The 12358-nt window shown below is 57.4% G+C and carries 12 protein-coding genes; 5 read left to right on the top strand and 7 right to left on the bottom strand.

Annotation, left to right across the window (positions count from 1 at the left end):
• Nucleotides 1–7: 7 nt before the first annotated feature.
• From rhaS (ACQG11_RS08975) to rhaB, 4 genes are all read right to left on the bottom strand, one after another.
• Nucleotides 8–994, bottom strand: a complete 987-nt coding sequence (gene rhaS, locus ACQG11_RS08975) for a rhamnose ABC transporter substrate-binding protein (protein ID WP_023298909.1) — start codon at nt 992–994, stop codon at nt 8–10.
• A gap of 82 nt (nt 995–1076) precedes the next feature.
• Nucleotides 1077–1907 carry a rhamnulose-1-phosphate aldolase gene (gene rhaD / locus ACQG11_RS08970; RefSeq protein WP_022649818.1) on the bottom strand — a complete coding sequence of 277 codons (831 nt, stop codon included), beginning with the start codon at nt 1905–1907 and terminating at the stop codon, nt 1077–1079.
• A gap of 121 nt (nt 1908–2028) precedes the next feature.
• Entirely contained in the window at nt 2029–3288 is a 1260-nt protein-coding gene (gene rhaA / locus ACQG11_RS08965) for an L-rhamnose isomerase (protein WP_022649817.1), read from the bottom strand.
• Nucleotides 3285–4754, bottom strand: a complete 1470-nt coding sequence (gene rhaB, locus ACQG11_RS08960; protein WP_045308717.1) for a rhamnulokinase — start codon at nt 4752–4754, stop codon at nt 3285–3287. The genes rhaA and rhaB overlap by 4 nt, the downstream gene beginning before the upstream one ends.
• 301 nt (nt 4755–5055) lie before the next feature.
• Between rhaB and rhaS (ACQG11_RS08955) the strand changes: the two genes are divergently transcribed.
• The gene (rhaS, locus tag ACQG11_RS08955; RefSeq protein ID WP_165716206.1) at nt 5056–5892 is read left to right on the top strand and encodes an HTH-type transcriptional activator RhaS; all 837 of its coding nucleotides are present in this window, start codon (nt 5056–5058) and stop codon (nt 5890–5892) included.
• 73 nt (nt 5893–5965) lie between these two features.
• On the top strand, nt 5966–6814 hold the full coding sequence (gene rhaR / locus ACQG11_RS08950; RefSeq protein ID WP_426728317.1) for an HTH-type transcriptional activator RhaR: 849 nt from the start codon (nt 5966–5968) through the stop codon (nt 6812–6814).
• On the opposite strand, the gene rhaT is transcribed toward rhaR, so the two are convergent.
• Nucleotides 6815–7849: an L-rhamnose/proton symporter RhaT gene (gene rhaT, locus ACQG11_RS08945; RefSeq protein ID WP_426728316.1), complete on the bottom strand. Its 1035-nt coding sequence runs from the start codon at nt 7847–7849 to the stop codon at nt 6815–6817.
• Nucleotides 7850–8137: 288 nt separating this feature from the next.
• Between rhaT and sodA the strand changes: the two genes are divergently transcribed.
• The gene (gene sodA / locus ACQG11_RS08940) at nt 8138–8758 is read left to right on the top strand and encodes a superoxide dismutase [Mn] (protein WP_003861999.1); all 621 of its coding nucleotides are present in this window, start codon (nt 8138–8140) and stop codon (nt 8756–8758) included.
• A gap of 66 nt (nt 8759–8824) precedes the next feature.
• On the top strand, nt 8825–9499 hold the full coding sequence (gene yiiM / locus ACQG11_RS08935; RefSeq protein ID WP_046621326.1) for a 6-hydroxyaminopurine reductase: 675 nt from the start codon (nt 8825–8827) through the stop codon (nt 9497–9499).
• 99 nt (nt 9500–9598) lie between these two features.
• Here yiiM and cpxA read toward each other — a convergent pair whose 3' ends face one another.
• Both cpxA and cpxR read right to left on the bottom strand, forming a co-directional pair.
• Nucleotides 9599–10972, bottom strand: a complete 1374-nt coding sequence (gene cpxA, locus ACQG11_RS08930; protein WP_022649811.1) for an envelope stress sensor histidine kinase CpxA — start codon at nt 10970–10972, stop codon at nt 9599–9601.
• Nucleotides 10969–11667, bottom strand: coding sequence for an envelope stress response regulator transcription factor CpxR (gene cpxR, locus ACQG11_RS08925; RefSeq protein ID WP_003862004.1), 699 nt, complete (start codon nt 11665–11667; stop codon nt 10969–10971). Before cpxR ends, cpxA begins: the two co-directional genes overlap by 4 nt.
• Before the next feature lie 150 nt (nt 11668–11817).
• Between cpxR and cpxP the strand changes: the two genes are divergently transcribed.
• On the top strand, nt 11818–12324 hold the full coding sequence (gene cpxP / locus ACQG11_RS08920) for a cell-envelope stress modulator CpxP (RefSeq protein WP_023305089.1): 507 nt from the start codon (nt 11818–11820) through the stop codon (nt 12322–12324).
• The last annotated feature ends 34 nt before the right edge of the window (nt 12325–12358 follow it).

The raw sequence follows: 12358 nt of genomic DNA, 5'->3' as shown, positions 1-12358 counted from the left end.
AATTGCATCAAAAGATTTTCGAGAACTTATCAATATTGCTGGCATCGTAGACGAACGGCTCGGCCATCGCGCCGTTGCCGTCAGCATCCAGCTTCACTTTGCCCAGTCTGCCCATGCTGGCCTCGCCTTTCGTGGCCGTGCCTTTCACCAGGTCATCCGCCAGGTAGGTTGCCGCATAGCCGAGGTCGATCGGGTTCCAGATGGCAAAGCTCTTGCTCGCGCCGGACTTCACCGCGCCCGCCATCTCGGACGGCAGGCCTAAACCGGTGACGTACACTTTGCCAATCTTGCCCTGGTCCTTCACCGCCTGCGCAGCGGCCACAATGCCCACGGACGATGGCGAAACAATCACTTTCAGTTCGGGGTAGGTTTTCAGCAAGCCGACCGCTTCGCGGTAGCTTTTGTCAGAGAGATCGTCTCCGTAGGCCACGGTCACCAGATTGACGGACGGGTACTTCGGCAGCACCTTTTTCATCTCCGCAATCCATGTATTCTGGTTGGTGGAGGTTGGCGTGGCGCTCAGCACCGCCACGTCGCCCTTCTCCACGTTCAGCGCTTTCAGCGCGTCGGCGGCGAGCTTCACGTTGGTTTCGCCAATCAGGGCATTATTGGACGGGTTGAGGTGGATCTGGCGTCCGGCTTTCGCCACCCCGGAGTCCCACGACACAACCTTAATGCCGCGCTGCATCGCTTTTTTCAGCACCGGCACGACGGCGTCCGGATCGTTCGCGGAAATCGCGATCGCATCCACGCCCTGGGCGATCAACCCGTTCAACACCTCGATCTGCGCTTCCGCCGTGGTGGTGGTCGGGCCGGTATAAATCACTTTCACATCGCCTAACTCTTTGGCCGCCTCCTGCGCGCCGACGTTCGCTGCCTCGAAGAATCCATTTCCTAAGGACTTCGCCACCAGGGCGATTTTCACTTCTGCTAAAGCGGAACCGGACAACGCCAGAGCGGCAACGGTGAGGATCAAGCTTGCTTTTATTTTCATTGCTTTTACTCCACTGACTTGAGTTAGTTGTAGGGATTGCAGGTGGTTTTCGCCCCGTCTCAATGAGCGGGGCGCGATGTTGTTATTGGTACAGATCTAACGCCGACTGCATGGGGGTGACGCCAAAGCGTTTGCCCAGGGCGATCAGCTCTTCCCGGGTGATGGTCTGCTTCATGCCGCCCATGGAATAGACCTTCACCAGCACTTCCGCGGATTTCTCGGCGGTGTCGATCAGGCCGAAGGTTTCATCCAGCGTCGGGCCGCTGCCGAAGACGCCGTGGAACGGCCACAGCACCAGTGAGTGCTTCTGCATGTCCGTTGCGGTCGCCTGGCCGATTTCGTCGGTGCCCGGCACCATCCACGGCAGAATGCCGACACCGTCCGGGAACACCACCAGACACTCGGTGCTGCCTTCCCACAGTTTGCGGGTGAAGAAATCAGAATTATTTTCCAGCACGTAGGTCAGGGCGATCAGGTTGGTGGCGTGGCAGTGCATGATCACGCGGTCTTTGCCATTGGTCGCCTTGATGCGTTCGCAGTGGGAGAGGAAGTGCGCCGGCAGTTCAGAGGTCGGCACCGCGTCGTCCGTCAGTCCCCAGAGAATGTGGTAGCCCGCGCCGTCGCTGTCCACCTTCACCACGCCAAGGTTGGCCTGCGGGTCGAGCTGGACGTTGCGGAAGAACTTCCCGGAACCGGTGACGATAAACGGCGTGTTGGCGAGCAGCGGCATCGGCTGGCTCAGGGCGATATAGCGCGGCTTCTGGTGGAAATCGGCGGCAAATGGCTCGATATCCGCGTCGTCCAGGCGTAGCGTCAGGTTGCCGCCGTTGCGCTCATCCCAGCCTTTGAGCCAGGCGTCAGAGGTGGCTTTGATCATGCCCTGGACGAACCAGGAAGTGGTGATGGTCTGCATAGTTTTCATTTCCAGTTATCGCGGTGAGGTTGAACCCCTCACCCTAACCCTCTCCCCAAAGGTGAGAGGGGATGGTTTGCTCCCTCTCCCCTTTGGGGAGAGGGCAGGGGTGAGGGGGCTGTTACCCGCGCTGACTCAACACGTCTTCCTCATATGCCCGCACGTTGTCCAGCCACTGGCTGCCCGCAGGCGCATCGTGACGCTGGCAGTACATCTCCCACACCGCCTGCCACGGCAGGGATTTCTGCTCTTCCAGCAGCGCCAGGCGCGCGGTGTAGTCGCCGTTTTCTTCCAGCTGTTTCAGGGCGGCGACAGGCTCCAGCAGCGCGCGCAGCAGGGCTTTCTTCATGTTGCGGGTGCCGATAACCCACGCCGCGATGCGGTTGATGGAGGCGTCGAAGAAGTCGAGGCCAATGTGTACGCGGTCAAAGAGGTCGTGGCGGATGATTTCGCTGGCAATGGCCTGGGTTTCGTCATCCAGCAGCACCACGTGGTCGCTGTCCCAGCGGACCGGGCGGCTGACGTGCAGCAGCAGGCGCGGCACGTAGAGCATGGCGGCGGAGATTTTGTCGGAGATCACCTCGGTTGGGTGGAAGTGGCCGGCATCCAGGCACAGCGCGGTCTGGCGGCTGGTGGCGTAACCCATGTAGAACTCGTTTGAGCCCACGGTGTAGCTCTCTGCGCCAATGCCGAACAGCTTGCTCTCGACGGCGTCGATGTGGTGCGCCGGGTCCAGTTTTTCGCTGATAGCTTCATCCAGCGCGGCCAGCAGACGCTGACGCGGGGCCAGTCGGTCTACGGTGATGTCTTTCATGCCGTCCGGGATCCAGATATTCATTACCGATGGCGTGCCAAGCTGCTCGCCGAAATACGCCGAGACCCGGCGGCTGGCTTTGACATGGTCGATCCAGAACTGGCGGATTTCGTCGTTGGCGTGCGCAAGGGTAAACCCGTCCGCGCTCAGCGGGTGCGAGAAGCAGGACGGGTTAAAATCCAGACCCAGCCGGTTGGCCTTCGCCCACTCCACCCAGTTCTTAAAGTGTTCCGGTTTGATTTCGTTACGCGCGACCGGCTCGTCGGATTCGAGATAAATGGCGTGCAGGTTCAGGCGCTTTGGCCCGGGGATCAGGCTCAGCGCCAGCTCCAGATCCGCACGCAGTTCGGTGGCGTTGCGCGCTTTGCCCGGGTAGTTACCCGTGGCCTGAATACCCCCCGTCAGGGAACCGCCCGGGTTCTCGAAACCGGCGACGTCATCACCCTGCCAGCAGTGCATGGAGACGGGCAGACGGTCGAGCTGGCGCAGCGCCTCTTCGACATCCACGCCGACGGCGGCGAAACGCTGTTTAGCCAGGTCCCAGGCTTGTTCAAGTTGAGTGGTCATGCGCAAAGCTCCTTAGTCAGTCGTTTTTGCTGAAACTGCGCCCGATAGCGGGCAATTTCATGGCAGGGATGGGGGGTGAAGGTGGTCAGGCTGTTATTCGCCGTCACCACCGAACGGAAATCGTCGACGTTTGAAAGTTCGTCCAGGGTCATCAGCTGAATGCCGATATTGCCGAGCGTGGAGGCTTCAATCGGACCTGCCACCACGGTAATGCCGCAGGCATCCGCGCAGAGCTGGTTCAGCAGCTGGTTCTGGCAGCCGCCGCCCACGATATGCAGTTGTGTGAACGGTTTGCCGCGAAGGTCAGCCAGCTCGCTCAGGATGTCGGCATACAGCAGGGCGAGACTGTCAAAAATGCAGCGTGCCAGCTCGGCGGAGCGGGAAGGTACCGGCTGCCCCGCTTCAAAACAGGCGGCCTGGATTTCGGCGCTCATGTGCACCGGGTTGATAAAGCGATCGTCGTTCGGGTTGATCAGGAAGGTGCAGGCCTTCAGCGTTTCGGTTTCCGCGATAAGCGCGGGCAGGTCGGTGATGTTCTGCTCTTTCAGCACCCGCTGGAGCAGCCACAGCCCCATGATGTTCTTCAGCACCCGGTAGCGGCCTTCGGCACCGCCTTCGTTGGTGATGTTCGCCGCCATCGCGGCATCACTGGTGTACGGGGTTTTGCTCTCGAAGCCCATCAGTGACCAGGTGCCGGAAGAGAGATAGGCCGCATCTTTGTCGGCGAGCGGCGAGGCAATGACCGCACTCGCGGTGTCGTGACTGGCGACGGCGACAACAGGGATTTCATTCCCCTGCGGGCAAAGCCAGTGACCGATTACATTGCCCGGATGGGTTGGCGCGCCGAACCAGGACGGCGAGGCGCCCGTCCAGGCCAGCAGATGTTCATCCCAGTTATCGGTGTTGATGTTGACCAGCTGCGTGGTGGTGGCGTTGGTGTATTCCCAGTTCATATTGCCGGTCAGACGGTAGCTTAAGTAGTCCGGGATCAGCAGCGCATGTGCCACCTTTTCGACCAGCTCAGGCTGTTGCTCAACCAGCGCACGTAGCTGATACAGCGTGTTAAACGGCAGAAACTGGATGCCACTGCGACCATAGATGTTCTCCTTGCCAAGCTGCGCGATGGCGTGCGCCATCAGCCCATCGGTGCGGCTGTCGCGGTAGGAGACCGGCAGGCCGACGCGTTCGCCGTGACTGTCCAGCAGCACGTAATCCACACCCCAGGTATCAATGCCGATACTGTCGATGCGAATACCGTCTTCGCAGACGTTGTGAAGTCCGGTGCGGATCTCTGCTTCCAGGGCGTCGATATCCCAGGTAACAAAACCGTCCTGTTTTTGCAGACAATTGGCGAAACGGTGCATTTCGCGAAGCGTAAGGGTGTGCAGGTCGCAGTCCCAGGTGGCGAGCATTACACGGCCGCTGGATGCGCCTAAATCGACAGCCACACAATGGCGAAAAGTCATGGTCGGGTCCTTTCTTAAGTCATTAGCGAGGAGTGTAAGAAAGGGAAGAAATAGCCACCTTCTCGCCACTGACAGCCCAAATCTCGCGCTGGCAAGAAAGCAAAGATGAACGTGATGGAGTTCACAGTTTCCAGTAATCGCGGGGTTTGCAGGCAGTGTGACGCTGACCGCATTTCCCGATCTTTCCGCCTGTTTCTTGAAAAACCGGCAGCTTTTGCGCGGTTTGCTGTCAAAAATTTAAGGTGAGCGGGGAAGGCCTTAATTACTATTTTGAGAACTTTTCTCATTGGTAGAGGCCGTTATGACCGTACTGCACAGCGTCGATTTTTTTCCTTCGGGGGCTTCGCCGGTTGCGATTGAGCCACGGCTGCCTCAGGCTGCGTTCCCGGAACATCATCATGATTTTCATGAAATTGTGATTGTTGAGCACGGAACGGGCATCCACGTGTTTAATGGTCAGCCGTATACCATCAGCGGCGGTACGGTGTGCTTCGTGCGCGATCACGACAGGCACCTGTATGAACATACCGATAACCTGTGCCTGACCAATGTGCTCTATCGTTCTCCGGATGCGTTTCAGTTTCTCTCCGGGCTGAATCAGCTGTTGCCGCAGGAGAAGGACGGCCATTATCCGTCGCACTGGCGGGTGAATCAGTCCACGTTGCAGCAGGTGCGTCAGCTGGTAAGCCAGATGGAGCAGAGCGAGGATGGACAGGAGACGCACGCCATTGCTACCCGCGAGATGCTGTTTATGCAGCTGCTGGTGCTGCTGCGGCGCAGCAGCCTGGTGGAAGGGCTGGAAAATAACGACGCGCGCCTGAATCAGCTGATGGCCTGGCTGGAAGATCATTTTGCCGACGATGTCTGCTGGGAAACGCTGGCGGATGACTTTTCGCTCTCGCTGCGCACGCTGCATCGTCAGCTCAAGCAGCATACCGGGCTGACGCCGCAGCGCTACCTCAACCGTCTGCGCCTGATCAAAGCGCGTCACCTTTTAAGGCACACGGATGAAAGCGTCACGGATATCGCCTATCGCTGCGGTTTCGGCGACAGTAACCACTTTTCAACGCTGTTTCGTCGGGAATTTAGCTGGTCGCCGCGCGATATCCGTCAGGGGAAAGACGCGTTGCTTCAGTAACGCGAGGGCAGTCACCGTTTTTTTACCGCAGAAAGGCTAATAATGTCCGGTTATTCGCCGTCGAGGTTGTGGTGTGGCTGCTCAGTTAATTCTTCGTAAAGATGATTTTTTTGCCTCCTCGAGTCAGGCCGTCGCGGTGGCGGACCGCTATCCGCAAAACGTCTTTGCCGAGCATACCCACGAGTTCTGCGAGCTGGTGCTGGTGTGGCGGGGCAACGGCCTGCACGTCCTCAACGACCGTCCCTACCGCATCACGCGCGGAGACCTGTTCTACATCCGCGCCGAAGATAAACACTCTTACGCCTCGGTTAACGATCTGGTGTTGCAGAACGTCATCTACTGCCCTGACAGGCTTAAACTGAATGTCGACTGGGCGGGCAATATCCCCGGTTTACATGATGCCAGAGGCGAACCGCACTGGCGCTTAAGCAGCAACGGCATGGCTCAGGTGCGCCAGACGATTTCCCAGCTGGAGCAGGAGAGCCAGAAGAGCGATCCGGTGGCAAACCAGATGTCGGAGCTGCTTTTTGCCCAGCTGGTGATGACCCTGAAGCGCCATCGTTACGCTACGGATAATCCCTCCGCCACCACGCAGGAAGCGCTGCTGGATAAGCTCATCACCCGGCTTGCGGGCAGTCTTAACAAGAGTTTCGTGCTGGAAAAATTCTGCGAGCAGGAGCAGTGCAGCGAGCGCGCGCTGCGTCAGCAGTTCCGCACCCAGACGGGGATGACGGTAAACCACTATCTGCGCCAGCTGCGCATCTGCCACGCTCAGTATCTGTTACAGCATACGGAGCTGATGGTGAGTGAAGTGGCGATGCGCTGCGGCTTCGAGGACAGTAACTACTTTTCGGTGGTGTTTAACCGTGAGGTGGGGATGACGCCGGTTCAGTGGCGTCATCGCAGTCGAAAGGCAGCGTAATCAGTTCGCCATGCCGAGGCCGACGATATTGGCCGCAATAATAATCACCACGCAGCCCAGGCTCAGCACGCCAACCGGACGACGCCCGGCGTTGTTCCACTCCTTCAGTACCAGCCCAACCAGCCCGCCGCACAGCACGTAGAAGCTCATGTGCAGCATCCAGCTCATGTAGTCATACTGCGCCGGAATACTGGCGTGACCCCAGGCGTAAAAGAAGAATTGCAGATACCACATCAGACCGCCGAGGGCGGAAAGCAGGACGTTGGTGACGATCAGCGGTTTTGCCAGCGAGAAGTCGGCTTTTACCGACAGATTCTTCACTTTTGCCAGACGAATGAAGCAAAAGGCGAGGTTTACCAGTGCGCCGCCGCCCATGATCACCACGTAGCTTGGCAGGGCAACGTACAGCGGGTCGACGCCCAGCGCCGCAGCGGCGTCGTGCATCGGTTTGGCGGCGTTCATCGCGAACGACATGCCCGCCGAGAAGACGCCGCACATCACCGCCAGTAGCAGCCCTTTCTTCAGGTTGAACTCTTCGGCTTTGATGCCCATCTTGCGTTCTTTCAACTGGCCCGCGCGGGTGACAATTCCCACGCCGATCACCGCAACCAGCACGCCCAGCAGCGTCATTCGCCCACCCTGGGTGTTGATCAGCACATCGAAGTTGCCGTTGAGGATTGGCGTCATCAGGGTGCCAACAATCAGCGTAATGCCGATCGCGATGCCAATCCCCATCGACATTCCGAGGTAGCGCATGGTGAGGCCGTAGTTGATATTACCGATACCCCACATCGCGCCGAACAGGTATACCGGCAGCAGGGTGGAGGCGTTGAAGGAGGAGAAGTAGCCCCAGAAATCGGGCAGCAGCATGGCGCTGATTGTCCACGGCAAAATCAGCCAGGACACGGTACCGCCAACGGACCACATGGTTTCCCATGACCAGCCTTTCACCTTTTTAAACGGGGCATAGAAACAGGCTGCACTGGCCGCGCCTATCAAATGCCAGAAAATACCCATCGTAATCGCATGATTCATTTTTACATCCTCATCGTTTTTATAGCCGGAGGCTTCCCGCCGACTTGATGAGTGTAAAAATTAGGCGGTTTGGGAACCTTCAGAAGGTTGCCGCACTTTTGTTTTGAATGGCAATCAGCACGTTAACCGCGTGAGCAGACTCACAATTCCTTCATTTCTTAAAAACCGAATAACCTTATAAAAACTACGGCATTGATAATCATTTTCAATATCATTTAATTAACTATAATGAACCAACTGCTTACGCGGCATTAACAGCTGTGCCGCCCGACAATAATGGAGAGGATTATGAGTTATACACTGCCATCCCTGCCGTATGCCTACGACGCACTGGAACCGCATTTCGACAAGCAGACGATGGAAATCCATCACACTAAACATCACCAGACCTACGTGAATAACGCGAATGCTGCGCTGGAAAGCCTGCCAGAGTTCGCTAATCTGCCTGTTGAAGAGCTGATCACCAAACTGGACCAGCTGCCAGCAGACAAGAAAACCGTGCTGCGCAACAACGCGGGCGGTCACGCTAACCACAGCCTGTTCTGGAAAGGCCTGAAAACCGGCACCACCCTTCAGGGCGACCTGAAAGCGGCTATCGAGCGTGACTTCGGTTCCGTTGACAACTTCAAAGCGGAATTCGAAAAAGCCGCTGCAACCCGTTTCGGCTCTGGCTGGGCGTGGCTGGTCCTGAAAGGTGACAAACTGGCGGTCGTTTCAACCGCAAATCAGGACTCCCCGCTGATGGGTGAAGCTATCTCTGGCGCATCCGGCTTCCCAATTCTGGGTCTGGACGTGTGGGAACACGCTTACTACCTGAAGTTCCAGAACCGTCGCCCTGACTACATCAAAGCCTTCTGGGATGTAGTGAACTGGGACGAAGCAGCAGCGCGTTTCGCCGCTAAAAAATAAGGTTGCATTGACGCCTGTGAGAAGCGAGTCTGATGACTCGCTTTTTTTGTATCTGAAGGAGTGGAGATGCATTACCCGGTGAATGTGTTTACAGGCAAGGTAAGGGAGTACGAAGGCAGTCGCCCGAGCGCTATCGCCAAAGTGCAGGTCGACGGTGAGCTGACGCTTACCGAGCTTGGTCTGGCGGGCGACCAGCAGGCCGAAAAGAAAATCCACGGCGGGCCCGATCGCGCGCTGTGCCACTATCCGCGCGAGCACTATCAGCACTGGAAAACCGAATTTCCTGAACAGGCGGACCTCTTCGTCGCCCCCGCGTTTGGCGAAAATCTCTCAACGGAAGGGCTGACGGAGAAGAACGTCTTTATTGGCGATATTTATCGCTGGGGCGATGCTCTGATTCAGGTCACCCAGCCGCGCTCGCCGTGCTTCAAGCTTAACTACCATTTTGGCATTCAGGATATGTCGGCCCAGCTGCAAAACGCGGGTAAAACCGGCTGGCTGTATCGCGTTGTGCAGGCGGGACAGATTTCGGCGGATGCGCCGCTTGAGCTGGCTTCGCGCCTGAGTGAGGTGTCGGTATACGAGGCCTGTGCCATTGCCTGGCATATGCCCTTCGACGATGAACAGTTTCACCGCCTGCTGTCAGCGGCAGGATTATCCACCAGCTGGACCAGAACGATGCAGAAGCGGCGGATAAGCGGCAAGATCGAGAGCAGTTCGCGGAGATTGTGGGGGAAATAATTGCCCCTCACCCCGGCCCTCTCCCCAAAGGGGCGAGGGTGAAAAGACCGCACCGAGCCGTCCCCTCTCCCCTATGGGGAGAGGGTTAGGGTGAGGGGATTACGAACGCTTATACAGCGGCAGCCACAGCGTTAACCGCAGACCGCCCAGCGGGCTGTCATCGGCTTTCACCCAGCCACGGTGCTGCTGCATGGCGGTTTCAACAATCGCCAGACCCAGCCCCGTACCGCCAGATTCACGGTCGCGCGCCTCGTCGGTACGGTAGAACGGACGGAAAATCTGCTCGCGATCTTCCGGGCTGACGCCTGGACCGTCGTCGTCCACGATGATAGTGATCCCGTCTTTATCCACCGAAAACGCCACTTCAATCTTCGTGTGCGAGTAGCGCAGGGCGTTACGCACGATATTCTCCAGCGCGCTTTCCAGCGTGTTGGGGTTACCGTACAGCGGCCACGGGCCCGGCGGGAAATTGACGGTGAAGGATTTGCCCATCTGTTCCGCTTCGAAGGCCGCGTTGTCCAGCACCTCATGCCAGAGGTGATTGGCTTTCACCGTTTCGCTCACCAGCGCGTTTTTCTGCTGATTGCGCGACATCACCAGCAGATCGTTGATCATGCTGTCCAGGCGATGCGCTTCCGTTTCAATACGCTCCAGCTCTTTGCTCTCACCGCTGCGACGGCGCAGCAGGGCGGTACCCAGCTGTAAACGCGTGAGCGGCGTTCGCAGCTCGTGGGAGATATCCGACAGCAGACGTTGCTGGGCCGTCATCATTCGATCAAGCGCGCTCACCATCTGGTTAAAACTGGTTCCGGCGGCCAGGAACTCCTGCGGCCCGGATTCCAGCTCCGGATGCTGCCTCAGGTTGCCCTGCGCCACTTCGTCCGCCGCGTTTTTCAGCTTACGCGCCGGTTTCGCCAGGCTCCACGCCAGCCATAACAGCAGCGGGGAACTAACCAGCATGGTGACAATCAACAGCAACAGCGGACGGTCAAATAGCAGGTTGATGAAGTCGGACTGGGAACTGCTCGCGGGGCGAATCAGGTAGAGCTGGTAGTTATCTTCCCCATCCCGCACCGAGAAAGGGCCCACCATTTCTACCCGACCATATTTCTTTTTCTGCGGGTGATCGGCGTTATCCGCCTGGCCAATAAAGTTGCGGATAATCTGCATTTCATTGCGATCGGCCCCAATCACGCGGCCTTCACTGGTGACCAGTAAAAGACGTTGTCCGGGGGGCGCCCACTTGTCGATAGCGCGAAACAGCCTGCGCCACCACATTAAATCGTTCGGCGGATCGTTTGCCAGCTCCGCTTCCACGTGCTGCTCGATCATCACGCCCTGACGTTGCTCGCTGTCGAGCAGCTCCGTCATCTGGCGTGAGTCGAGTTTTGGCAACATCAAAACGAGCATTAAAACCAGTGCCAGCGTCAGCCAGAAGATGGCGAAGATGCGGGCGGTTAAGCTGCCTATCATGAAGCGGAAACCATCAGATAACCGCGACCACGCAGGGTTTTAAACCAGGGGTGACCGTCTTTACGCTCCGGCAGCTTACGGCGCAGGTTCGAGATATGCATATCGATGGCGCGGTCAAACGGGGTAAGGCGTTTACCCAGCACTTCCTGGCTCAAGTGTTCACGCGACACCACCTGGCCGAGATGCTGCGCCAGCAGATACAGCAGGGTGAACTCGGTGCCGGTTAGCTCCAGCGTTTCACCGTCGAAGCTCGCTTCCTGGCGGCCCGGGTTCAGGCTCAGGGAGTCCACTTCCAGCGTAGGTGAGCTGTTGTCGGTATTCTGCTGCTGCTCGCTCCAGTGAGAGCGGCGCAGGATCGCGCGAATACGGGCCACCAGTTCACGGTCGTTGAACGGCTTAGGTAAATAGTCATCCGCACCCAGCTCAAGGCCGAGTACGCGGTCAAGCTCGCTGCCGCGCGCGGTCAGCATAATGACGGGGGTCTGGTGTGTCTGGCGAAGCTCTTTCAACGTATCAATACCGTTTTTCTTCGGCATCATGACGTCGAGCAAAAGTAAATCGATGCTGTCGTCAAGGAGACTCAGCGCCTGTTCCCCATCATGGGCAACCAGGACGTTGAAACCTTCCATGTCGAGCAACTCCTTTAAAAGAGATGTGAGCTCTCGGTCATCATCAACTAACAGGATTTTATTCATTGTTTAAATACCTCCGAGGCAGAAATTACGACATCAAGGCTATCTAATCCATGACTTTACGTTGTTTTACACCCCCTGACGCATGTTTGCAGCCTGAATCGTAGACTGTCTCTCGTTGAATCGCGACACGAAAGATTTTGGGAGCAAGTGATGCGCAAAGTTACCGCTGCCGTCATGGCCTCAACGCTGGCCTTCTGTGCGTTTAGCCAGGCTGCTGTAGCTATCAACAGCGATAACGGTTCCTCAGCAGAGGGCGCAACGCAGCACAGCAGCCAAAGCCATATGTTTGACGGCATAAGTTTAACCGAACATCAGCGTCAACAGATGCGAGATCTGATGCAGAGGGCACGACACGACCAGCCCCCTGTTAATGTTAGCGAAATGGAGACAATGCATCGCCTTGTCACCGCAGAAAATTTTGACGAAAGCGCTGTACGCGCTCAGGCAGAAAAAATGGCGCAGGAACAGGTTGCCCGCCAGGTAGAAATGGCGAAGGTTCGCAACCAGATGTTCCACCTGCTAACGCCCGAGCAGCAAGCGGTTTTGAATACCAAACATCAGCAACGTATGAACCAGTTGCGTGAGGTTGCACGGATGCAGCGAAGCTCAGATATGACGCTTTTCAGTAGCAATAGCAGTACCCGTAGTAACCAGTAAACCCTGTTTTCCTTGCCATAGACACCATCCCTGT

The organism is Enterobacter cloacae complex sp. 372C4, assembly GCF_050030615.1.
Classification (GTDB): domain Bacteria; phylum Pseudomonadota; class Gammaproteobacteria; order Enterobacterales; family Enterobacteriaceae; genus Enterobacter; species Enterobacter intestinihominis.
This window is presented reverse-complemented; position numbering and strand designations above follow the sequence as displayed.

Bases quoted from the DNA above. Each gene is read 5' to 3' on its own strand.
- cpxA (WP_022649811.1), bottom strand. From the start codon at position 10,972: ATGATAGGCAGCTTAACCGCCCGCATCTTCGCCATCTTCTGGCTGACG.
- cpxP (WP_023305089.1), top strand. From the start codon at position 11,818: ATGCGCAAAGTTACCGCTGCCGTCATGGCCTCAACGCTGGCCTTCTGT.
- rhaA (WP_022649817.1), bottom strand. From the start codon at position 3,288: ATGACCACTCAACTTGAACAAGCCTGGGACCTGGCTAAACAGCGTTTC.
- yiiM (WP_046621326.1), top strand. From the start codon at position 8,825: ATGCATTACCCGGTGAATGTGTTTACAGGCAAGGTAAGGGAGTACGAA.
- rhaD (WP_022649818.1), bottom strand. From the start codon at position 1,907: ATGCAGACCATCACCACTTCCTGGTTCGTCCAGGGCATGATCAAAGCC.
- rhaS (WP_165716206.1), top strand. From the start codon at position 5,056: ATGACCGTACTGCACAGCGTCGATTTTTTTCCTTCGGGGGCTTCGCCG.
- rhaS (WP_023298909.1), bottom strand. From the start codon at position 994: ATGAAAATAAAAGCAAGCTTGATCCTCACCGTTGCCGCTCTGGCGTTG.
- sodA (WP_003861999.1), top strand. From the start codon at position 8,138: ATGAGTTATACACTGCCATCCCTGCCGTATGCCTACGACGCACTGGAA.
- rhaT (WP_426728316.1), bottom strand. From the start codon at position 7,849: ATGAATCATGCGATTACGATGGGTATTTTCTGGCATTTGATAGGCGCG.
- cpxR (WP_003862004.1), bottom strand. From the start codon at position 11,667: ATGAATAAAATCCTGTTAGTTGATGATGACCGAGAGCTCACATCTCTT.
- rhaB (WP_045308717.1), bottom strand. From the start codon at position 4,754: ATGACTTTTCGCCATTGTGTGGCTGTCGATTTAGGCGCATCCAGCGGC.